The sequence below is a fragment of the Alsobacter ponti genome (genome assembly GCF_024294805.1).
GTDB classification, from domain to species: Bacteria; Pseudomonadota; Alphaproteobacteria; order Rhizobiales; family Beijerinckiaceae; genus Alsobacter; species Alsobacter ponti.
Genome location: NZ_JANCLU010000030.1, coordinates 21,791 through 42,259, shown reverse-complemented (window position 1 = coordinate 42,259; position 20,469 = coordinate 21,791). Strand labels below are relative to the sequence as shown.

Here is a 20,469-nt window from a genome sequence, read left to right as displayed (position 1 = left end):
CCGCCGCCGAGCCGCTGTGGGGCGGACGCCCCCGCCCCTCCCCCGAGGTGCTGGACGATCTTCTCGTCTGGGCGGCGATCGGCCTCGCGGTTGCGCAGTCGTCGAGCGCAGGCTCCTTGGGGCCCGGGCCCACGCCCGCTCCCGGCGAGAGCCCGACGCCTGCGCCGTCCGCCGCCAACGCCGAGGCCGTGTCCCACCCCGACGAGCGCCGCAAGGCGGCTCCCGCCGAGCCCGCCGCCCCGGGCGGGCAGACGTTCACCGCGCGGGTGTTCGAGCTGCCGCCCGCCACGCCCGGCGCGCCACGCGTCGAGGCCGCCGACGCGGCGCAGCCCGGCCCGGCGGCCCCCGCCCCGCCGGCGACGCCGGTCGCCATGGTCCCCATCGAGATCGGCATGCGCGCGCTCGAGGGGGCGCGGCAGTTCCAGATTCGGCTGCACCCGGAGGAATATGGCCGGGTCGACGTGAAGCTGGACCTCGACGGCGACGGGCGGGTGAAGGCGCACCTCGTCGTCGACCGGGTCGAGACGCTCGCGCTCCTGCAGCGCGATGCGCGCACGCTGGAGCGCGCCTTCGAGCAGGCCGGCCTGAAGACCGGCGACGGCGCGCTGCAATTCTCGCTCGGCCAGCAGGGGCAGCAGGGACAGCAGGGCCAGCCCCATCACCCGGACGCGGCGCGCCGCGCCTTCGCCCGGCCCGACCTTCGCGCCGAGCCCTCGCCCGAGGCCCGCCTCAACGCCGCCCTGCGCGGGGTGCGGGTCGGCGCGTCCGGCCTCGATATCAGCATCTAGGAGACGCGACCATGGCCGTCACCGCCGCCGCCAGCAGCCCGTCGAGCGCCGCCTCGAGCGCCGGCACGGACCGCAAGATGCTCGCCAATAATTTCGACGAGTTCCTGCTGCTGCTGACCACCCAGCTCAAGAACCAGAACCCGCTGGAGCCGCTGAACACCAACGAGTTCACCCAGCAGCTCGTGCAGTTCGCCTCGGTGGAGCAGCAGATCAAGTCCAACGACACGCTGGGTTCGCTGCTCACCGCCACCAAGGCGTCGACGGCCACCAACGCGCTCGGCTTCGTCGGGGCCGAGATCCGCGCCGACGGGGCCACCACAAGGCTGAGCGGAGGACGGGCCGAGTGGAACCTGTCGGCGCCCAAGGCCGCGTCGCGGGCGACCCTGGCGGTGCGCGACGCGTCTGGCGCGACGGTCTACAGCGAGACGCGCAGCCTCGCGGCGGGCAGCCAGTCCTTCGTCTGGGACGGCAGGACGAGCTCCGGCGCGACCGCGCCGGTCGGGGACTACACGCTGTCGGTGACCGCGTCCGACCTCGCCGGGGCGGCCGTCAACGTCAGCACCGAGATCGTCGGGACGGTCGACGCGGTCGACCTCACAGGTTCGTCGCCCCTCCTGGCGATCGGATCGGTCCGCGTTCCGGTTGAAAACGTCAAGTCGATGCGCAAACCCTCTATATAAAAGCGCCAATCGCTGGCGAAGGGGCCAAATTTGACAATTCCGTTTAGGCAATTCTTAAGCGGGCCCTCTTATGGTCGGGACAATAAAGGTCAGCAGAGTGTGTGTGAGCGTACAAATGACCGAACCCTACCGTCCAAGGGCGAAATACGTGATCGGCCCTGATGGCAGTCCCCTGACGATCGCCGACCTTCCGCCCGCGGATACGCGCCGGTGGGTGATCCGCCGCAAGGCGGAGGTGGTGGCCGCGGTTCGCGGCGGCCTGCTGAGCCTGGAAGAGGCCTGCAGCCGCTACACGCTGACCGTCGAGGAATTCCTCTCCTGGCAGGCTTCGATCGACCAGCACGGTCTCGCGGGCCTGCGCACGACGCGCATCCAGCAATACCGCCACTGACGCGCAAACGCTTCGAAAATCGCACGCAGGAATTGAAAAGCGCCGGAAATCCCGGCGCTTTTCCGCTTTTTGGGCCCCGGCGCCCGCACCGTTAACCCTTCGCTAACCGTAAGGCCGGCAATTCTTGCCTACGGCGATCCGCGCACTCGCGGCGGAAGCGTCAGGGCTGGGGTTGGGCAGTGAACGGGCTCATCGAACTCTTCACGAAGCTGGGGCCGGCGCGGATCGCGGCGATGGGGGCCGTCACCCTCGCCCTCGTCGGCTTTTTCGCGCTCGTCGCGATGCGCGTCAGCCAGCCCGCCATGGGGGTGCTCTACAGCGACCTCGCGCCCGAGGATTCGTCGGCCATCGTCCGGGAGCTGGAGACCCGCGCGGTCCGATTCGAATTGCGCGACGACGGGCGCTCCATCGCCGCGCCGAAGTCCGACATTCCGCGCCTGCGCATGGACCTCGCCGGCAAGGGCATGCCCGCCGGCGGCAGCGTCGGCTACGAGATTTTCGACAAGGGCGACAGCTTCTCCGCCACCAGCTTCGTGCAGGGCGTCAACGCGCTGCGCGCGCTGGAAGGCGAGCTGGCCCGCACCATCCGCTCGCTGTCCCGCGTGCAGTCGGCGCGCGTCCATCTCGTGCTGCCGGAACGCCGCCTGTTCGAGCGCGACCGGGAGCCGCCGCGCGCCTCCATCGCGCTCAAGGTCGCCGGCGACCTCGACGCCGGGCAGGTGCGCGCCATCCGCCACCTCGTCGCCTCCGCCGTCGACGGGCTGAAGCCCGACCGCATCTCCATCGTCGACGAGCGCGGCCGCCTTCTCGCCGACGGCGCGCAGGGCGACAGCGCCGCCATCGCCCTCGACGAGAAGCAGGTCGCCTACGAGCGTCGCCTGCGCGCGCAGGTGGAGGAGCTCGTCGCCAGCGTGGTCGGCCAGGGCCGCGCCCGCATCCAGGTCGCCGCCGAGCTCGACGCCAACCGCGTCCAGCAGACCTCCGAGACGTTCGACCCGGAAAGCCGCGTCGTCCGCTCCACGCAGTCGCGCAACGAGAACCAGGCGACGACGGAAGCCGGCGGCCAGGTGACGGTGGGCAACGAGCTGCCGGCCGCGCAGAACGGGGCGCAGGCCCAGGGCGGCCCGCGCGACGCCTCCGCCAAGACCGAGGAAGTCATCAACTACGAGATCTCGAAGACGACCCGCACCGAGGTCGTCGAGGGCGGCCGCGTCAAGCGGCTCTCGGTGGCCGTGCTCGTCGACGGCGTCTACGCCAAGGGCAATGGCGGCGAGACGGTGTACCAGCCGCGCCCGCAGCAGGAGCTGGACCGCATCGCCGCCCTGGTGCGCTCCTCGATGGGCTTCGACGCCAAGCGCGGCGACCAGGTCGAGGTCGTCAACCTGCGCTTCGCCGAGGCGCCAGTCGCGGTGGAGGGCGCGCCCGAGGGCGGCCTGCTCGCCAGCCTCGCGCCGACGCGCGACGACATCATGCGCGCCATCGAGCTTGTCGTGCTCGCCGGCCTGACGCTGATCGTCGTGCTCGTGGTCGTCCGGCCGATGGTGCGCACCATTCTCGCGCCGCTCGCCGCACGCGCCGACCGCCTCGCCGCCGGCGGCGCCGCGCCGGACCAGCTCGGCGGGCCTTCGCCCACGCTCGCCCTGCCCGAGTCGGAAACCGGCAAGATGATGGAGATCGCCCGCGTCAACGGGGCGGTGCAGGCGAAGTCGATCGAGAAGATCGGCGACATCGTGCGCGAGAACCCCACCGCCACGGCGACCATCGTCCGCCAGTGGATCCACGAGGGGGCGTGACGCGATGAGCCAGCTCAAGCGCATGTCCGGCCCCGAGCGCGCGGCGACGCTGCTGCTGACGCTGGGCCACGAGAAGGGCAAGGAGGTCTGGGAGCAGCTCGACGACGACGAGATCCGCATCGTGTCCGAGGCGATGGCCCGGCTCGGCAGCGTCGATCCGGCGACGGTCGAGGATCTGTTGACGGACTTCTCGTCCCGCGTCGGCAGCGCGGCCGTGATGGGCGACTACGAGCGCACCGAGCGGCTGCTGCTGCAGCTGATGCCGAAGGACCGCGCCGAGCTGATCATGGAGGAGATTCGCGGCCCGGCCGGCCGCGACATCTGGCAGAAGCTCTCCAACGTTCCCGACCAGACGCTCGCCACCTATCTCAAGAACGAGCACCCCCAGACGGCGGCCGTGATCCTCACGAAGCTCGATGAGAGCCAGGCCGCGCGCGTGCTCGCCAACCTGCCGGACGCCGTCGCGGTCGAGGTCGTCCACCGCGTCCTGGTGCTCGGCACGATCCCCCGCGAGGTGCTGCAGCGACTGGAGCAGACGCTGCGCTCCGACTTCGTCTCGGCGCTGGCGACGCGGGTGAAGCACGATTCCTTTGAGAAGGTGGCGCGCATCTTCAACCAGTTCGACAGCGGCACCGAGGCGCGCGTCATGAACGCCATGCACCAGGCCGACGCCGAGGCGGCGGCGCGCATCCGCTCCCTGATGTTCGTGTTCGACGACCTCGCGAAACTGTCGCGGCAGGATCTCCAGCTCGTCGTCCGCGCGGTGAAGTCGCAGGACCTCGCTTTGGCGCTGAAGGGCGCGGCCGCGCCCGTGAAGGAGGCGGTCCTCGGCACCATGTCGGAGCGCGCGCGCGCCATGCTGCTCGACGAAATCAGCATGCTCGGGCCGCAACGCCTGCGCGACGTTGACAAGGCCCAGCAGACCGTCATCGCCATGGCGGAAGCGATGGCCGACGATGGGCGCATCATCCTGCGCAAGACCGAGGACGACGACGCGGTGCTGGTGGAATGAGCGAGGCGCGGAAATTCAACTTCGGCGCGGATTTCAGCGAGGATCGCCGCCCGGGCGGTCGCCGCGCCGACGAGGAGGCGCTGCGCGCCGCCGAGGCGTCGGGCTATGCGCGCGGCGTCGCCGACGGGCGGACCGAGGCCGAGCGCGCCGACGCGCATCGCCTCGCCGTCGCCCTCGAACGGCTCGTCGAGGCCGCCGCGCAGGCTCTGGCGCGGCTCGCGGCGGAGACCGACCGCCTCGAGGCGCGCGCCGCCGCGCTCACCATCGCCTTCGCCCGCAAGCTCGCGGGCGCGGCCATCGAGCACGCGCCGCTGGCGCAGCTCCAGGCGGCGGCGGCCGAGTGCTTCCGGGAGCTCAACGGCGTGCCGCACGTGGCGGTGCGCGTGCCCGACGACCTTATCGACGCCGCCAAGACGCAGCTCGGCAAGCTCGCGGCGGAACGCGGCTTCGCGGGGCGGATCATCGTTCTCGGCGAGCCCACGATGGGCCCGGGCGACTTCCGCTTCGAATGGGCCGACGGGGGCGTCGCCCGCGACGGGACCGAACTGAATCGACTGATCGACGAGGCGTTGGCGCGCCACGGACGCGCGCCCGCCGACACCACGCCGCACAGGGAGCCCTGACCATGGCAGCCGACGACGTTCCCCTTCCCCACCTCAAGGGCGGCGGCGACCTCGACCTCGACTTCGCCCAGTCGACCGGCGTTCCGGCCGAGGCGGCGTTCACCCCCAAGGGCGCGCACGACCTCGAACACGTGTTCGACGTGCCGGTGAACGTGTCGGCCGTGCTCGGCCGCACGAGGCTGGAAGTCGGCGAACTCCTCAAGCTCGGTCCCGGCACCGTGCTGGAGCTGGACCGCAAGGTCGGCGAGGCGATCGACATCATGGTCAATGACCGTCTGGTCGCGCGCGGCGAGGTCGTGCTCGTCGACGAGCGGCTGGGCGTGACCATGACCGAGATCATCAAGGCCGATCGCTGACAGGGAGGACAGGAACCATGCGGCTTCTCATCGTCGGCGCGCTCAAGGGCCAGCTCTCCGTCGCCACGCGCATCGCCATGGACCGGGGCGCGTCGGTCACCAACGCCGAGTCCGTCGAGCAGGCGCTCGCCGTCATGCGCGGCAAGGGCGCCGACCTCGTCATGGTCGACGTGCTGCTCGATATTCGCGGCCTCGTCGCGCAGTTCGAGGCCGAGCGCATCCGCGCGCCCGTCGTCGCCTGCGGCACCGGTTCCGACACCCGCGCCGCCGTGCAGGCCATCCAGGCCGGCGCGCGCGAATACATCCCGCTGCCGCCGGACCCCGAACTGATCGCCGCGGTGCTCGAAGCGGTGTCGCGCGACGCGCGCGCCTTCGTGTTCCGCGACGAGGCGATGGCGCGCGTGGCGCGGCTCGCCGAGCAGGTGGCGCGGTCCGACGCCTCGATCCTCGTCACGGGCGAGAGCGGCGTCGGCAAGGAGGTCATCGCCCGCTTCGTCCACGCGCGCTCCGCGCGCCGCGACAAGCCGTTCGTGTCGGTCAACTGCGCGGCCATTCCCGACAACCTGCTGGAATCCGAGCTGTTCGGACACGAGAAGGGCGCGTTCACCGGCGCGGTGGCGCGGCGCATCGGCAAGTTCGAGGAAGCCTCCGGCGGCACGCTGCTGCTCGACGAGATTTCCGAGATGGACGTGCGCCTGCAGGCCAAGCTGCTGCGCGCGTTGCAGGAGCGCGTCATCGATCGCGTGGGCGGCGGCAAGCCGGTTCCCGTCGACATCCGCGTCATCGCCACCTCCAACCGCAACCTCGCCGAGGAAGTGCGGCGCGGGGCCTTCCGCGAGGACCTGTTCTATCGGCTCAACGTCGTGCACCTGCGCGTGCCGGCGCTGCGCGAGCGCACGCAGGACATCGTCGAGCTCTCCAACCATTTCGTGCGGAAGTATTCGGAGCTGAACGGCGTGCCGGCGCGCGCCATCTCGGCCGACGCGCGGCGCGCTTTGCTGGCCAACCCCTGGCGCGGCAATGTGCGCGAGCTGGAGAACACCATGCACCGCGCCGTGCTGCTCGCCACCGGCCCGGAGATCGGCGTCGACGCGATCATGACGCCGGAGGGCGAGGCGCTCGCCCCGGCCGCCCGCGACCAGGCGTCGCGCGCCGCCGAGACGGCCGAGATGGTGGGCCGCGCGCTGGTGGGACGCACCGTCGCGGAGGTCGAGCGCGGGCTGATCCTCGACACGCTGGACCACTGCCTCGGCAACCGCACGCACGCGGCCAAGATCCTCGGCATCTCGATCCGCACGCTGCGCAACAAGCTCAACGAGTACAGCGCGGAGGGCATGGCCGTGCCGCCGCCTGGCGACGCGCGCGTCGCCAGCCTCTGAGCGTTCCTTCCGTGTCGTTTCGGCGGGCGCCCTCCCCTTCGGGAGCGGCGCCCGCATCCTCTTGGCGCGCCGCCACGAAGCCGCCTTCGGCGTGAACGAATTGTTAGCGCGAAGCTTGCCGCGTTAACGGGTCGTTCACCATAAGCCCGGCAGATTGTGCCTATTGCAGTCACGAGTTCAGACTGTCTCGCCGGTGTTTCCGGCCGGCCTTTTTCAGCCAGGGGTTTTTCGAGAATGAGCGACATTGCGCTCGCCCAGGGGCAATCCGCCGTCGGCCGGAAGCCAGCCGCGATGCCCTCCATCGGCGGCCTCGCAGTTCTGCTCCAACGCTCCGACATCGGCCTCGCCGTCGCGGTCATGGGCATCCTCGTGGTGCTTATCGTTCCGCTCCCGTCGTTCCTGCTCGACCTGTTCCTGGCGCTGTCGATCATCCTCTCCGTGCTCATCCTGATGACGTCGCTGTTCATCGACGAGCCGCTGGAGTTCTCCTCGTTCCCGACCGTGCTGCTCATCGCGACGATGCTGCGCCTGTCGCTGAATCTCGCCTCGACCCGCCTGATCCTGGCGCACGGCCACACCGGCCCGGGCGCGGCGGGCCACGTCATCGAGGCGTTCGGCAGCTTCGTGATGGGCGGCAATTTCGTCATCGGGCTGGTGGTGTTCTTCATCCTGCTGGTGGTGAACTTCGTCGTCATCACCAAGGGCTCGGGGCGCATCGCCGAAGTCGCGGCGCGCTTCACGCTCGACGCCATGCCCGGCAAGCAGATGGCCATCGACGCCGACCTCAACGCCGGGCTCATCGACGAGCAGATCGCCAAGGCGCGGCGCAAGGCGCTGGAGGACGAATCGAGCTTCTTCGGCGCGATGGACGGCGCGTCGAAGTTCGTGCGCGGCGACGCCATCGCGGGCCTGCTCATCACCTTCATCAACGTGGTGGGCGGCATCATCATCGGCGTGGCCCAGCAGGGCCTCACCTTCTCCGCCGCGGCGCGCAGCTACACGCTGCTTACCGTCGGCGACGGCCTCGTCACCCAGATCCCGGCGCTGATCGTGTCGACCGCCGCCGGACTGCTTGTCTCCAAGGCCGGCGTCAGGGGCTCGGCGGACAAGGCCATCGCGCGCCAGCTCGCCACCATGCCGAAGGCGCTCGCCATGGCCTCGGCGGTGATGGCGGCGATCGGCCTGCTGCCCGGCATCCCGATGCTGCCATTCCTGGGCCTCGCCGGCGGCGCGGCCTGGATGGCGCGCCGCCTCTCCCAGACCCAGGCCGAAGCCGCCGCCGCAACCGCGGCCGGGGCGACGGCGGGTGCGGCCGCCGGAGCGGAAGGCCCGCGCGAGGAGACGATGGCGGAAATCCTCCACATCGACGACCTCAAGATCGAGATCGGCTACGGACTGCTGCCGCTGGTCAACAGCCATGACGGCTCAGACCGACTGACCGAGCAGATCAAGGCGTTGCGGCGCACGCTGGCCGGCGAGATGGGCTTCGTGATGCCCTCGGTGCGCATCCTCGACAACGTCCAGCTCGAGGCCAACGCCTACGTCATCAAGGTGAAGGAGGTCGAGGCCGGCCAGGGCCAGGTCTTCCCCGGTCAGTTCATGGCCATCGACCCGCAGGGCGGCGCGATCCAGCTGCCCGGCCACCACACCATCGAGCCGACCTTCGGCCTGCCGGCGACCTGGCTCGACGGCACGCTGCGCGAGGAGGCCCAATTGCGCGGCTACACCGTGGTCGACGCCGCCACCGTCGTCTCCACGCACCTCACCGAGATCCTCAAGGCGAATGTCGGCGAGCTCCTGTCCTACGTCGAGGTGCAGAAGCTCATTCGCGAGCTGCCGAGGGAGCACGCCGAGCTGGTGAAGGATATCGTGCCCTCGCAGATCGCCATGACCGGCATCCAGCGCGTGCTGCAGACGCTGCTGGCCGAGCGTGTGTCGATCCGGGATCTCGGCACCATCCTGGAGGGCATCGCCGAGGCGGTGGCCGTGACGCGCAACACGCGCGACATCACCGAGATCGTGCGCCAGCGCCTCGCCCGCCAGCTCTGCGCGCAGTACACCGCGCCGGGCGGCCAGCTGCCCATCATCACCCTCTCGCCGCACTGGGAGACGATCTTCGCGGAGTCGATCCTCGGCCAGGGCGACGAGCGCCACCTCGCCATGGCGCCCTCGCGCCTGCACGACTTCGTGACGCAGGTGCGCGACCGCTTCGAGGACGCGGCGCGCCAGGGGGAGATGCCGGTGCTCGTCACCTCCGCCGCGGTGCGGCCCTTCGCGCGCACCATCATCGAGCGCTTCCGGCGGGAGACGCCGGTGTTCTCGCAGGCCGAGATCCATCCGCGCGCGCGGCTGCGCACCGTCGGCAGCGTGTGACGCCTCAGCGCTTGCGCAGCCAGAGGCTCGTTTCGCGCGCGCCCCGCGCCAGCGCCAACCGGCCGAGCACGCCGGCCCTCGCCTCGTCGCGCAGGCGCGCCGCGACGTAGTGCGAGGCGAACACCAGCTCGTAGCCGCCGCCCTGCAGCAGCGCGCCGATGACGATCTGCTCGTTGTAGCCGCGCCACGCCCAGTCGTCGGGATAGGCGTCGGGCAGCAGGATGTCGTGGATGTGGACCAGCGCCCCCGCGCCGAGGCGGGGCAGGACGTCGAGCACGAGGCGGTCGACGTCGGTGCCCGGCATGGCGATGTGGCTGGAGTCGATGAACAGCACGTCGCCCGCGCCGAGCGACGAAGTCAGGGCGGGATCGGCGGCGTCGAGCGTCACCGCGTGGTGGGTCACGTCGAGCGCCGCCAGCGAGGCGCGCGGGGCCGGATCGACGCAAGCGATCCGCGTGGCGAGCCCCCCGTCGCGCACGGCGCGCGCCAGGAAGCGGGTCGAGTGCCCGGAGCCGATCTCGACGATGCGCGCCGGCCGCTCGCGCCGCACCAGCGCGTAGGCGGCCGCCGCGTCGAGCCGCGGGAACCAGTCCTGGTCGAAGCGCGCCTGACCCTCGCCCCCGCCGATGGCGGAGAGCTCCGCCGCGTGGTCCTCGATGCAGGCCAGCACGGCGCGGAAGGACGGCGTCGCGGCGGCGAACAAAGGCTCCAGCGCCGGATAGGCGGCGGGCGTCGCCGAGGCCGCGTAGCGATAGGGAATGACGAAGCCGCGCCGCGCCCAGCCGAGAGCGGTGGCGAGGCCCATCGCCCGGCCGCGCGCGGCGGTCATTCCCCGCCGCCCTCCGGGGGCGCGTGGCGGTGCTTCTCGCGCGCCAGCTCGGCCAGCCGCCAGCGCTCGAAGCCGAGCACCACCGGAATGGACATCACGAGCGGCAGGATCAGGTAGAACAGCCGCCAGACCAGCAGGGCCGCGAACACGGCCGGGGCCGGGATGCCCGGCATGATGGCCAGGAACACCGCCTCCATCACGCCCACCCCGCCGGGAACCTGCGACAGCAGCCCGGCCGAGAACGACAGCAGGAACGCGCCCAGCACCACGAAGAAGCCGGGGTTTCCGGTCTCGGGAAGGGCGAAATAGATGATGCCCGCCGCGCCGACCAGCTCGAGCGGCGCCGCCACGTATTGCCGCGCCACGATGTTCAGGCGGGGATAGACGAGGTGGAAATGCTTGATGGTCAGCGGCTTGAAGTGCAGCCACGAGCCCAGCGTGTAGAGCGCCACGAAGGCCAGCATCGCCAGCCCCGCCAGCCGCGCCGCCGTCTCGTGGATGGCGAACCACGGCGACAGGCTGGCGAGCGGGCGCAGGATCTGCGGCTCGCCGACCAGCACCAGCCCGAGCAGCAGCAGGGTGCCGAAGGCGAAGGTGAAGGAGCACAGCGCCACCAGAAGCGCCACCTCGGAGGGCGACAGGCCCTTCGCCCGGTAGGCGCGGTAGCGCACCATGCCGCCCGAGAACACCGATGCGCCGATATTGTGCGACAGCGCGTAGGTGACGAACGAGCAGACCGCGACGTAGATCCACGAGATGCCGCGCGCCTTGCCCAGGTGCAGCAGCGCGATGCGGTCGTACCAGGCGAGCGCGGCGTAGGCGACCAGCGTCGACAGCCCGGCGAGAGCATAGCCCTGGGGCGGAATCGCCGCGATCTTCTGAGCGATGACGTGGGCGATCGTCCCGATGTTCGACCAGACCGTCCCCTGCTCCAGGAGCGCGCCGACGCCGGGCTCCACCGCGGCCTCGGCCTTCAGCTTGGCATAGAGCGCATGGACGGAGAGGACCACCGCGACGAGACCGACGAGCGGCCACACATAATCCATGATGCGCTTCATGCAGGACGGACCGCGCCGCCTCCTTGTGCCCGCCGAATTTCCGGGCATCAGTGCATGAGGCCCGTGACAAGGGCAAGATGTTTGCAACTTGGGCTCGCGCCGCCGGCGGGAGCACGGCGAGAGGCGCGGCGGCATGACGGGGGACACGGCGCGGGTTCTGGCGATCGCGGACGGGTATCACGACCTGCCGCCGGGCAAGCTCGCCTCGGTCGTGACCTACCTGGAGGCCACGCGCCCGCTTCCGGCCGCGCCCGGGCCGGCCCCGGACGGGCTGTCGCTGCGCCGGCTGGGGGCGGGGGACGCGGAGCTCTACCGCGACGTCTACCGGCGCGTCGGCGCGCGCTGGCTGTGGGTGTCACGGCTCTCCGCGCCACTCTCCGACATCGAGGCCGTGCTGGCCGATCCCGGCGTCGAGGCCCACGCGCTGATGCGCGACGGCCGCGCCGAGGGCCTGCTGGAACTGGACTTCCGCCAGCCGGGCGAGGCGGAGCTGGTGTATTTCGGCGTGACGGACAGCCTGATCGGCTCGGGGGCCGGGCGGTGGATGATGGCGCGCGCGCTGGAAATCGCCTGGTCGCGGCCGATCCGGCGATTCTGGCTGCACACCTGCACGCTCGACCACCCCGGCGCGGTGGCCTTCTACCGGCGCGCCGGGCTTGTCCCTTACAAGCTCGCCGTCGAGGTGATCGACGACCCGCGCGCCGCCGGCGCGCTGCCGGCGGACATCAGGCCCGACCTGCCGCCGCCGGCCTGAACGAAAAAAGCCCGGCGTGCCGGCGCCGGGCTCTTCCTGGGACCCGAGGGTCCGCCGCGCGCGGCGTGCGCGCGCGATCCGAAACGGCTCAGGCGCGGGCGAAGCCGCGCATCGACATGGCGACGCGGTCCATCTCCGACTGCTCGCGGGCGCTCTCGGCGGCGCGCTCGCGGGCCTGCTCACGGTCCTCGAGGATCTCGAACTTCTTGAGGTCCTCGAACGCGTCCTCCAGCTCGGCGCGGGCATCGACCAGCTGGCCCTTCAGCTCGTCCGCCGAGCGCACGAGGTTCTCCTTGCGCTGCATGGCGGCGCGCGCATAGGTCGGGTAGGCGAAGTGAGCCTTGTCCGAGATGCCGGCGCGCTGCTCCTCGATGGCGATTTCGCGGTCGAGATCGGCGGCCATGCGTTCGAAATCGGCGATCATCATCTCAATCTGCGCCACCCGCCGACGCTTTTCGTCGACCTGGAAGCGCTTCAGGCGCATGACGGTTTCACGCGACTTCATGGGCTCTACTCACACTTGGAGGTCGGGTCGGGACGACCTTGGCGCAAGGACGGAACTCGATCGCAACCTCAGGTTGAGGCCATGATCTCCGCGAGACGGCGATAACCATCGCCCAATGAGGTTGACTCTTCCTTACCTTGTCGCAGGAATTCTTCGAGCGGCCCGTTCAGGCGGATGGCCCCGTCCACTTCCGCCGACGACCCGGCGCGGTAGGCGCCGAGCCGGATCAGCTCCTCCATGTCGGCGAAGGTCGCCATGGCCTGCCGCGCCGCCTGCACCGTCGGCCAGTAGGCCGGGTCGCAGGAGCGCGGCATGGTGCGCGACACCGATTTCAGCACGTTGACCGCCGGGTAGCGCCCGCGCTCGGCGATGGCGCGCTCCATCACCACGTGGCCGTCGAGGATGCCGCGCACCGCGTCGGCGACCGGCTCGTTGTGGTCGTCGCCGTCGACCAGCACCGTGAACAGGCCGGTGATGTTGCCCTGCCCCGCCTCGCCCGGCCCGGCGCGCTCCAGCAGGCGCGGCAGCTCGGTGAACACGGTCGGCGTGTAGCCGCGCGTCGTCGGCGGCTCGCCGGCCGCCAGCCCGATCTCGCGCTGCGCCATCGCGAAGCGCGTGACGCTGTCGATCATGCACAGCACCTCGCGGCCCTCGTCGCGGAAATGCTCGGCCAGCGCCAGCGTGAGATAGGCCGCCTGCCGGCGCATCAGCGCGGGCTCGTCGGAAGTCGCCACGACGACGATGGAGCGCGCCAGCCCCTCCGGGCCGAGGTCCTCCTGCAGGAACTCCTGCACCTCGCGTCCGCGCTCGCCGACGAGGCCGATCACCGCCACGTCGGAGGCGGCGTTGCGCGCCAGCATGGAGAGCAGCACCGACTTGCCGACGCCCGAGCCGGCGAAGATGCCGATGCGCTGGCCCCGGCAGCACGTTGTAAAGGTGTTGAGCACGCGCACGCCGAGGTCGAGCGGCGCGCCGACACGCATCCGCGCGTGAGCTGGAGGCGGGTCGTTGCGCAACATCGCGACGCTCGGCCCCACCGGCAGCGGGCCACGCCCGTCGATCGGCTCGCCCAGCGCGTTGACGACGCGCCCCAGCCAGCCGGCGCTCGGCCGCACGCCGCCACGCGCCGCGCGCACCACCGCCCGCGCGCCGCGCCTGATGCCCTCGACGACGCCGAACGGCATCACCAGCGCGCGGTCGCCCGAGAAACCGACGACCTCCGCCCCGATCGAGCGCCCGGGCGCGATCTCGACGTCCACCAGGCCGCCGACCTGCATGGCGTGGATGGGGCCGGCGATCTCGATCATCAGTCCGCGCAGGCTCGCGACGCGGCCATAGGTGACGACGCCGTCGAGCCGTTCGACCTCGTTCGCGAGGCCGGCCAGAAGTCCGCGGTCATGCTCGATCATGGCGGGATCATAGCGATTCGCGGCGGGCGTGAAACCAACGGGGAGCCCCGACGTCCCGCGTCTGTAGGCGCGAACGGCCGGGCGGGACCGTCGTCCGCGGTCACCCGCGTCGCGTGCGCGACATCATTTTCACACGCTTCGGCTGACGCTTTACGCTTCATTTACCGGTCCGGTTAAGAATGCCCCCGAGGCTCCCGCCGCAATGCCGTCCCCCAGCCTGGCAACTGCGAGTCGGGAGAGTCGCTTAAGGAAATTTGTTCATCTGAAATCTGAACGGGGCTGATCTGATTTTTGACGGCGAAAACAGCGATTTATGCCGATTCGCGGATATTCCGCGCCAGAGGCCTTGCCGAACGGAATCAGGTTTTGTTAACCATTGGACGTTAACGTTGCGAGTCGGGACGATGAGGATGCCCGAAAGGGCATCCGGGGGGCTCCTCCGGGTCCCACCGGCGGAAGCCGCGGTCGCGGACCAAGGGGCGAGCTTGGAGACCTGAAATGCGCGTACTGCTCATCGAAGACGACAGCGCTACAGCGCAGAGCATCGAGTTGATGCTGAAGTCCGAGAACTTCAACGTCTACACCACAGATCTGGGCGAGGAAGGCATCGACCTCGGCAAGCTCTATGATTACGACATCATCCTGCTCGACCTGAACCTCCCGGACATGTCCGGCTACGAGGTTCTGCGCAGCCTGCGCGTCGCCAAGGTGAAGACGCCGATCCTGATCCTCTCCGGCCTCGCCGGCATCGAGGACAAGGTGCGCGGCCTCGGCTTCGGCGCCGACGACTACCTCACCAAGCCCTTCCACAAGGACGAGCTGGTCGCGCGCATCCACGCCATCGTCCGCCGCTCCAAGGGCCACGCCCAGTCGGTCATCACCACGGGCGACCTCATCGTCAATCTCGACCAGAAGACGGTCGAGGTCAGCGGCGCCCGCGTGCACCTCACCGGCAAGGAGTACCAGATGCTGGAGCTCCTGAGCCTGCGCAAGGGCACCACGCTGACCAAGGAGATGTTCCTCAACCATCTCTACGGCGGCATGGACGAGCCCGAGCTGAAGATCATCGACGTGTTCATCTGCAAGCTGCGCAAGAAGCTCGCCAACGCGTCGCAGGGCCGCAACTACATCGAGACGGTGTGGGGCCGCGGCTACGTGCTGCGCGAGCCCAGCGAAGGCGAGGATCGCGCCTCGGCCTGACGCGGACCTCCCGGCCCATCAAAAGCCCCGCCCTCGCCCGGCGGGGTTTTCGTTTTGAGGGGGTTCAGATGGCGCCGTCGGGTTCGGCAGGCGCGCCGCCCAGCCCCAGCGCGGCGTCGATGTCGAGCACCACGAGAAGCCCTTCCGGCAGCCAGTAGATGCCCCGGGCGAAGCGCGCCCACGCGGGGTCGAGATTGCCGGGGTTCGCGCGGCGGTCCGACACCGGCAGGCTCAACACCTCGCCGACGCGGTCGACCAGGAGGCCGAACGACTCGCCCCCGTGCTCGACGCCGACCACCATCGCGCCCTGCGCCAGCGGATCGGCGAGGCCGAGCAGGCGGCGCAGCGACAGCGCGGTGAGCACGCGGCCGCGCAGGTTGATGAGCCCCAGGATCTCCGGCGGCGCGCCGGGCACCGGCGTCATCTGACCGCGCATGAAGACGTCCTGCACGCTGGCGATCGGCAGGCCGAAGAGCTGGCCGTCGACGAACACGGTCACGTAATCGGTGACAGCGACCCGCTCGCCGCCGGGCTCCCGCGTCGAAGTGGGGGCGACGCTCATGCCGCTGCCTCCCTGGCCTGCAGCCCGTCGGCCAGCGCGGCCAGCAGGCCCTCGCGGTCGAACTTGGCGACGAACTCGAACAGGCCGAGGCGCTGCGCCCGGTCCAGCGTCTCCCGCGAGGGCCGCGTGGCGAGCCCGATGATTGGCAGGGGCGCGCGGCGGTCGCCGAGCAACGCCTCGGCGATCTCGAAGCCTCCGACGCCCGGGGCCTCCACGTCGAGCACCAGCGCGTCGAAGCGGCGGTCGGACTCCAGCAGCTCCAGCGCCTCCTGCCCGTCGGCCATGGCCACCACGTCGTAGCCGGCCGCCTTCAGCACCGGCCCCAGCAGCCCGCGGAAGAATGGCGTGCTTTCCAGCAGCAGCACGCGGCGCGCGCCGCTGGCGCGGGACTGCTCGTTCGGCTCGAACCAGTCGGGGCAGGCGAGCGGGAGGTAATGGGCGACGTCGACGATCTCGGTCGCCCTGCCGTGGATCACCGCCGTGCCCACCACGCCGGGCGACTGGCCGACCGGGCGCACGTCCAGATGGTCCTCGATGATGTCGACCACTTCGTCCACGGCGAGCCCGGCGATACGGCCGCGCTCGGAGAACACGAGCACCGGCTGCACGCCGCTCGCGGGGACGGCGCCGTCCGGGCCGAGCCCCACCAGCGGCAGCAGGTCGCCGCGATACTGCACCACGCGCCGTCCGCCCAGCGTTTCGATGCGCGACGCGTCGAATTCCTCCAGCCGCGTCACGGAGGCGAGCGGCACCGCCCTCGGCTCGCCGTCGCCGGCCCGGAACACCAGGAAAGCCGTGCGCTCCTGCCGCAGCGGGCCCAGGGCCGCGTCGGCCTCCCCGCTCTCCCGCCCGGCCGCCGCAGGCGCGTCCCCGGCCGCCGCGGCCACCCCGTTCGGGTCGAGGATCAGGATCACCCGCCCGTCGCCCAGGATGGTGTTGCCGCTGAAGAAGGTCAGGCCCTTGAGCAGCGCCGACATCGGCTTCACGACGATCTCCTCGGTGTGGAACACCGCGTCGACGATGACGCCGAAGCTGCGCTTGCCGACGCGCATGATGACGATGAAGCTGTCGTCGACGGGACGGTCCTCGCCCGGCAGGCCGAGCAGGCGCGAGAGCCGAAGCACCGGCAGCGTCATGTCGCGCAGCAGAAGAACGGCCTGCCCGTTGATCGTCGCCAGCCTGTGCTCGGACGAGTTGCGCGGCTGCACCAGCTCCACCACCACCACCTGCGGAATGGCGAAGCGCTGGCCGCCCGTCTCGATGATGAGCGCCGCGAGAATGGCGAGCGTCAGCGGGATCTTCAGGGTGAAGACCGAGCCCGCGCCCGGCGTCCAGCTCACGTCGACGGAGCCGCCGATCAGCTCGATATTGGTGCGCACCACGTCCATGCCGACGCCGCGCCCGGACACGTGCGACACTTCGCGCACGGTCGAGAACCCCGGCGCGAAGATGAAGCGCGCGATCTGCGCCTCGCTCATCGTCTCCACCTCGGCGGCGGTGGCGAGTTCGCGCTCCACCGCCAAAGCGGCGATGCGGGGGATGTCGAGGCCGCGTCCGTCGTCGGCGATCTCGATGGAGATGGTGCCGCTCTCGTGCGCGGCCGAGACGCGGATGACGCCGCGCCCGGGCTTGCCCACGCGCATGCGCTCCAGCGGGGTCTCGATGCCGTGGTCGGCGGCGTTGCGGATCAGGTGGGTCAGCGGGTCCTTGATGAGTTCGAGCACCTGCCGATCCAGCTCGGTCTCGGCGCCGGACATCACCAGCTCGATGTCCTTGCCCAGTTCGGCGCTGAGGTCGCGCGCCAGCCGGGGCAGCTTCTGCCAGGCCGTGCTGATCGGCTGCATGCGCGTCTTCATCACGCGCGCCTGCAGTTCGGCCGTGACGGTCGAGAGGCGCTGCAGGGGGGCGTTGAATTCGGTCAGCTCGGACCGGCGGCTGATGTCGATGAGCTGGTTGCGCGTCAGCACCAGCTCCGAGACCATGGTCATCAGGCCTTCCAGCGCGTCGAGCCCGACACGCACGGACTGCACGCCGGGCGTCACCGGGAGCCGCGACACGGGGTCCGTGCGCCGCGCCGGCGGGGCGCGGGCCGGCTCCGGCCTTTCGCGCGCCGTGGGGTCCGGAGGCTCAGGTGCGGCGGCGGGCGGGCTCTCGACGGCGATCACCGGCGGCCCGGCCGCCGCGCCGCGGGCCAGGCGCTCCAGCGCCTCGACGAGCGCCTCGTCGGACCCCTCCGGCTCGCGCTCGGCCTCTTCCAGCCCCTTCAGGATCAGCTTCACGCGGTCGATGGTGGCGAGGATGACCGTCACCGCCTCGCTCGTCACGGGCGCGCCCTCGCGGAAGCGCGACATCAGGTCCTCGGCGGCGTGCGCCAGCGTCTCCAGCCGGCTGAGCCCGAGGAAGCCGCACGTGCCCTTGATGGTGTGGACGAGCCGAAAAATGTGCCGAAGCACCTGCTCGTTATTGGGTTCCTGCTCGAGGCGCACGAGTTCGCGGTCGACGTTCTCGATCGACTCGCTCGTCTCGGTCACGAATTCGCGCAGGATATCGTCCATCGGCCCGCCTGGAACACACGCTCCATTGACGCCGAGAACCCTTATTTTTCAGTTGAACGCACCGAACATGGCGCGAAAACGTGCGCCGGCCCGGGAAAAACCTCGGCGTTACGCGTCCTCGGGCTTCGGCGTCGCGAGGATCGTCACGGAATCGCCGTCCAGCGTCAGGCTGACGTCGAGGCCGGCGGCGCGGGCGATGAGGCCGGTGTAGTAGGGCTGGATGCCGTGCGCGTCGACCGTGCCGGAGTCCGGGCTGCCGGCCAGGAGGCCCGGCACCGCCGCCGGGATGCGGGCGCTTACGCCCTTTGTGATCACCTTGAACGAGCCCATGTCGTTCTCGACCGTCAGCGTCACGTCGATCGTGCCGCCACGCGGGATGGTCGCGCCGGCGATGAGCAGCAGGTTGAGCAGCAGCTTCACCTGGTTCTTCGGCAGCAGCACGCGGGGGGCGTTCCACGTCAGCGTGGTGCGGTCGTCCTGGATGAAGCCGCGCGCCACCTGCTCGGCGTCGCCGGTGTCGATGGCCGCGCCCGCCGAGCCGGCCGCGCCGAAGGCGAGCCGGGCGAACTGGAGCCGCGCCGAGGCCTGCCGGGCGCTCTTGCGGATCAAGTCCTGCGCGAAGCCGCGCATCGACTCGTCCTTCTCGTCCTCCAGAACCTCCAGTCCGTTGACGATCGCGCCCACCGGGCTGATCACGTCGTGGCAGACGCGGCTGCACAGAAGCGCCGCGAGGTCGAGGGAGTCGAGCGTGATGGCGGTCATTGCGGGCCTCCGCGGGCGCAGGCGGCGAATCGCGCCTGCCGGTTGTCGTTCGGGATTACACCGCGCGGGCGCGAGGCGGAAGCCGGGCCGTCACCCCGTCGCCCCGGCGAGCGCCGGCCAGGCCGCGTCCGCCGCCTCGATCCCGCCCGCCGCGACGAAGGCGTCGCGCCCCGCGGCGCTCCGAAACAGGAACAGGCGGTCGCCGCCGATGAGGAACAGGCCCGGATCGGACGCCACGAGCTGGCCGCGCGCCACGGCCTGCGCGTCATACCCGCCATAGGCGGGCGCGAAGGCGACGGGGTCGCGCGCGAAGGCGGCGAGGTTGCCTTCGTGGGCGAACCGCCACCACGCGCCCGACCAGCGGCGCTCGCAGCCGGGCCGGCCGCCGCGTGGCGCGCCGTCGAGCCAATACGCCACGGGATCGAAGCCGCCGATGGCGAGGCCGGAGAACGGATCCGTGCAGATCGTCCCGCCCTGCTGGGCGCGCGCGCCGGCCCCGGCCAGCCATGCCGCGCCCGCCATCGCCCCGCCGAGAAGAGTTCGCCTTGCAAGCGTCACTTTTGAACCGGATCTTTTTCACAATCGCACCGGGTGATTCGACCCGGAACGGGGCGACAGCCGGCGCAGGGTTTCTAAGGGCCGGACGCCTTCCATTGTGTTGACGACGCCGCGCGTGCGGCGGGAGGGAGACAGCGAAAATGCGCATGGGTGGGACCAGCACTCGCAAGCTCGTCGCGGCGGTACTCGGCGTCGCCCGGAGTGTCGTTTTCCTCGGCGCCCTCGTCGGCGCGGGAGCGGCGCTGGCGCAATCCGCGCCGCCGGCCGGCACGGGCTCGCAGCTGCCGTCGCGCAAGGCCGCCCAGCCGCCGGGGGCGCCCGAGCAGTTCTCCAGCGACGAGCTGATCAACTCCGGCCACCGCTTCTTCGGCAACGTGTCGCGCGGGCTCGCCACGGCGATCGAGGACGCGACGCGCAAATGGGGCCAGCCCAACGGCTACATCCTGGGCCAGGAGGGCGGCGCGGCGTTCGTCGGCGGCCTGCGCTACGGCGAGGGCAAGCTCTACACCCGCAACGCCGGCGACCGGCGCGTGTTCTGGCAGGGCCCGTCTGTCGGCTTCGACTTCGGCGGCGACGGCTCGCGCACCATGATGCTGGTCTACCGCCTGCCGTCGGTGGATTCGATCTACCAGCGCTTCGGCGGCGTCGACGGCTCCGCCTATGTGATCGGCGGGTTCAGCATGACCGCGCTGGTCGCCAACGACATCCTGCTGGTGCCGATCAGCTCCGGCGTCGGCGCGCGGCTGGGGGTGAGCGTCGGGTACCTGAAGTTCACGCCGCAATCGACCTGGAACCCCTTCTGATTTCGGGCCCGCCCCGGCCCGCGCGCCCCTTTGCGCGGCGCGGGCCGCCATGCCAAAGTCCGCTCGAGAGCGCCGGACC

General features: G+C 70.8%; 20 protein-coding genes. 12 read left to right on the top strand and 8 right to left on the bottom strand.

Annotated features, from left to right (window positions below; translation table 11 throughout):
* The 9 genes from NK718_RS20670 to flhA all read left to right on the top strand — a co-directional run.
* A partial coding sequence (locus NK718_RS20670) for a flagellar hook-length control protein FliK (RefSeq protein ID WP_254746266.1) occupies positions 1–788 on the top strand: 788 nt, incomplete at its 5' end.
* An 11-nt stretch (positions 789–799) separates the two neighbouring features.
* Positions 800–1,468 (top strand): flagellar hook assembly protein FlgD, encoded by a 669-nt coding sequence (locus NK718_RS20665; RefSeq protein ID WP_254746264.1) that lies wholly within the window; start codon positions 800–802, stop codon positions 1,466–1,468.
* A gap of 115 nt (positions 1,469–1,583) precedes the next feature.
* A complete protein-coding gene (gene sciP, locus NK718_RS20660; RefSeq protein WP_254746262.1) occupies positions 1,584–1,859 on the top strand; it encodes a CtrA inhibitor SciP in 276 nt (91 codons plus the stop codon).
* 179 nt (positions 1,860–2,038) lie between these two features.
* Complete coding sequence (gene fliF, locus NK718_RS20655; protein WP_254746260.1) at positions 2,039–3,652, top strand: flagellar basal-body MS-ring/collar protein FliF; 1,614 nt, start codon at positions 2,039–2,041, stop codon at positions 3,650–3,652.
* A gap of 4 nt (positions 3,653–3,656) precedes the next feature.
* Entirely contained in the window at positions 3,657–4,664 is a 1,008-nt protein-coding gene (locus NK718_RS20650) for a flagellar motor switch protein FliG (RefSeq protein WP_254746258.1), read from the top strand.
* Complete coding sequence (locus NK718_RS20645) at positions 4,661–5,287, top strand: FliH/SctL family protein (RefSeq protein WP_254746256.1); 627 nt, start codon at positions 4,661–4,663, stop codon at positions 5,285–5,287. The genes NK718_RS20650 and NK718_RS20645 overlap by 4 nt, the downstream gene beginning before the upstream one ends.
* 2 nt (positions 5,288–5,289) lie before the next feature.
* Positions 5,290–5,643 (top strand): flagellar motor switch protein FliN, encoded by a 354-nt coding sequence (gene fliN / locus NK718_RS20640; protein ID WP_254746254.1) that lies wholly within the window; start codon positions 5,290–5,292, stop codon positions 5,641–5,643.
* Between the two features lie 17 nt (positions 5,644–5,660).
* Entirely contained in the window at positions 5,661–7,022 is a 1,362-nt protein-coding gene (flbD, locus tag NK718_RS20635; protein ID WP_254746252.1) for a sigma-54-dependent transcriptional regulator FlbD, read from the top strand.
* Positions 7,023–7,256: 234 nt separating this feature from the next.
* Entirely contained in the window at positions 7,257–9,395 is a 2,139-nt protein-coding gene (gene flhA, locus NK718_RS20630; protein ID WP_254746250.1) for a flagellar biosynthesis protein FlhA, read from the top strand.
* Positions 9,396–9,399: 4 nt separating this feature from the next.
* On the opposite strand, the gene NK718_RS20625 is transcribed toward flhA, so the two are convergent.
* Both NK718_RS20625 and NK718_RS20620 read right to left on the bottom strand, forming a co-directional pair.
* Positions 9,400–10,224, bottom strand: a complete 825-nt coding sequence (locus tag NK718_RS20625) for a class I SAM-dependent methyltransferase (RefSeq protein WP_254746248.1) — start codon at positions 10,222–10,224, stop codon at positions 9,400–9,402.
* Positions 10,221–11,282, bottom strand: a complete 1,062-nt coding sequence (locus tag NK718_RS20620) for a lysylphosphatidylglycerol synthase transmembrane domain-containing protein (RefSeq protein WP_254746246.1) — start codon at positions 11,280–11,282, stop codon at positions 10,221–10,223. The genes NK718_RS20625 and NK718_RS20620 overlap by 4 nt, the downstream gene beginning before the upstream one ends.
* 133 nt (positions 11,283–11,415) lie before the next feature.
* Here NK718_RS20620 and NK718_RS20615 point away from each other — a divergent pair, with 133 nt between their 5' ends.
* Positions 11,416–12,036 (top strand): GNAT family N-acetyltransferase, encoded by a 621-nt coding sequence (locus tag NK718_RS20615; RefSeq protein WP_254746244.1) that lies wholly within the window; start codon positions 11,416–11,418, stop codon positions 12,034–12,036.
* 88 nt (positions 12,037–12,124) lie between these two features.
* On the opposite strand, the gene fliJ is transcribed toward NK718_RS20615, so the two are convergent.
* On the bottom strand, positions 12,125–12,541 hold the full coding sequence (fliJ, locus tag NK718_RS20610; RefSeq protein WP_254746243.1) for a flagellar export protein FliJ: 417 nt from the start codon (positions 12,539–12,541) through the stop codon (positions 12,125–12,127).
* 68 nt (positions 12,542–12,609) lie between these two features.
* Positions 12,610–13,950: a flagellar protein export ATPase FliI gene (gene fliI, locus NK718_RS20605; RefSeq protein ID WP_371877339.1), complete on the bottom strand. Its 1,341-nt coding sequence runs from the start codon at positions 13,948–13,950 to the stop codon at positions 12,610–12,612.
* Between the two features lie 498 nt (positions 13,951–14,448).
* Here fliI and ctrA point away from each other — a divergent pair, with 498 nt between their 5' ends.
* A complete protein-coding gene (ctrA, locus tag NK718_RS20600) occupies positions 14,449–15,150 on the top strand; it encodes a response regulator transcription factor CtrA (protein WP_254746242.1) in 702 nt (233 codons plus the stop codon).
* 64 nt (positions 15,151–15,214) lie between these two features.
* Here ctrA and NK718_RS20595 read toward each other — a convergent pair whose 3' ends face one another.
* From NK718_RS20595 to NK718_RS20580, 4 genes are all read right to left on the bottom strand, one after another.
* Entirely contained in the window at positions 15,215–15,712 is a 498-nt protein-coding gene (locus tag NK718_RS20595) for a chemotaxis protein CheW (RefSeq protein WP_254746240.1), read from the bottom strand.
* A complete protein-coding gene (locus NK718_RS20590; RefSeq protein WP_254746238.1) occupies positions 15,709–18,267 on the bottom strand; it encodes a hybrid sensor histidine kinase/response regulator in 2,559 nt (852 codons plus the stop codon). Before NK718_RS20590 ends, NK718_RS20595 begins: the two co-directional genes overlap by 4 nt.
* 108 nt (positions 18,268–18,375) lie before the next feature.
* Positions 18,376–19,029, bottom strand: a complete 654-nt coding sequence (chpT, locus tag NK718_RS20585; RefSeq protein ID WP_254746236.1) for a histidine phosphotransferase ChpT — start codon at positions 19,027–19,029, stop codon at positions 18,376–18,378.
* A gap of 90 nt (positions 19,030–19,119) precedes the next feature.
* A complete protein-coding gene (locus NK718_RS20580) occupies positions 19,120–19,551 on the bottom strand; it encodes a YHS domain-containing (seleno)protein (RefSeq protein WP_254746234.1) in 432 nt (143 codons plus the stop codon).
* Between the two features lie 182 nt (positions 19,552–19,733).
* On the opposite strand from NK718_RS20580, the gene NK718_RS20575 reads away from it, so the two are divergent.
* Positions 19,734–20,390, top strand: a complete 657-nt coding sequence (locus NK718_RS20575) for a DUF1134 domain-containing protein (protein ID WP_254746232.1) — start codon at positions 19,734–19,736, stop codon at positions 20,388–20,390.
* Positions 20,391–20,469 lie beyond the last annotated feature (79 nt).

Excerpts from the sequence above, each read along its gene's own strand:
- NK718_RS20665 (WP_254746264.1), top strand. The coding sequence starts at position 800 with ATGGCCGTCACCGCCGCCGCCAGCAGCCCGTCGAGCGCCGCCTCGAGC.
- sciP (WP_254746262.1), top strand. The coding sequence starts at position 1,584 with ATGACCGAACCCTACCGTCCAAGGGCGAAATACGTGATCGGCCCTGAT.
- NK718_RS20650 (WP_254746258.1), top strand. The coding sequence starts at position 3,657 with ATGAGCCAGCTCAAGCGCATGTCCGGCCCCGAGCGCGCGGCGACGCTG.
- NK718_RS20645 (WP_254746256.1), top strand. The coding sequence starts at position 4,661 with ATGAGCGAGGCGCGGAAATTCAACTTCGGCGCGGATTTCAGCGAGGAT.
- fliN (WP_254746254.1), top strand. The coding sequence starts at position 5,290 with ATGGCAGCCGACGACGTTCCCCTTCCCCACCTCAAGGGCGGCGGCGAC.
- flbD (WP_254746252.1), top strand. The coding sequence starts at position 5,661 with ATGCGGCTTCTCATCGTCGGCGCGCTCAAGGGCCAGCTCTCCGTCGCC.
- flhA (WP_254746250.1), top strand. The coding sequence starts at position 7,257 with ATGAGCGACATTGCGCTCGCCCAGGGGCAATCCGCCGTCGGCCGGAAG.
- NK718_RS20625 (WP_254746248.1), bottom strand. The coding sequence starts at position 10,224 with ATGACCGCCGCGCGCGGCCGGGCGATGGGCCTCGCCACCGCTCTCGGC.
- NK718_RS20620 (WP_254746246.1), bottom strand. The coding sequence starts at position 11,282 with ATGAAGCGCATCATGGATTATGTGTGGCCGCTCGTCGGTCTCGTCGCG.
- NK718_RS20615 (WP_254746244.1), top strand. The coding sequence starts at position 11,416 with ATGACGGGGGACACGGCGCGGGTTCTGGCGATCGCGGACGGGTATCAC.
- fliJ (WP_254746243.1), bottom strand. The coding sequence starts at position 12,541 with ATGAAGTCGCGTGAAACCGTCATGCGCCTGAAGCGCTTCCAGGTCGAC.
- fliI (WP_371877339.1), bottom strand. The coding sequence starts at position 13,950 with ATGATCGAGCATGACCGCGGACTTCTGGCCGGCCTCGCGAACGAGGTC.
- ctrA (WP_254746242.1), top strand. The coding sequence starts at position 14,449 with ATGCGCGTACTGCTCATCGAAGACGACAGCGCTACAGCGCAGAGCATC.
- NK718_RS20595 (WP_254746240.1), bottom strand. The coding sequence starts at position 15,712 with ATGAGCGTCGCCCCCACTTCGACGCGGGAGCCCGGCGGCGAGCGGGTC.
- NK718_RS20590 (WP_254746238.1), bottom strand. The coding sequence starts at position 18,267 with ATGGACGATATCCTGCGCGAATTCGTGACCGAGACGAGCGAGTCGATC.
- chpT (WP_254746236.1), bottom strand. The coding sequence starts at position 19,029 with ATGACCGCCATCACGCTCGACTCCCTCGACCTCGCGGCGCTTCTGTGC.
- NK718_RS20580 (WP_254746234.1), bottom strand. The coding sequence starts at position 19,551 with ATGGCGGGCGCGGCATGGCTGGCCGGGGCCGGCGCGCGCGCCCAGCAG.
- NK718_RS20575 (WP_254746232.1), top strand. The coding sequence starts at position 19,734 with ATGGGTGGGACCAGCACTCGCAAGCTCGTCGCGGCGGTACTCGGCGTC.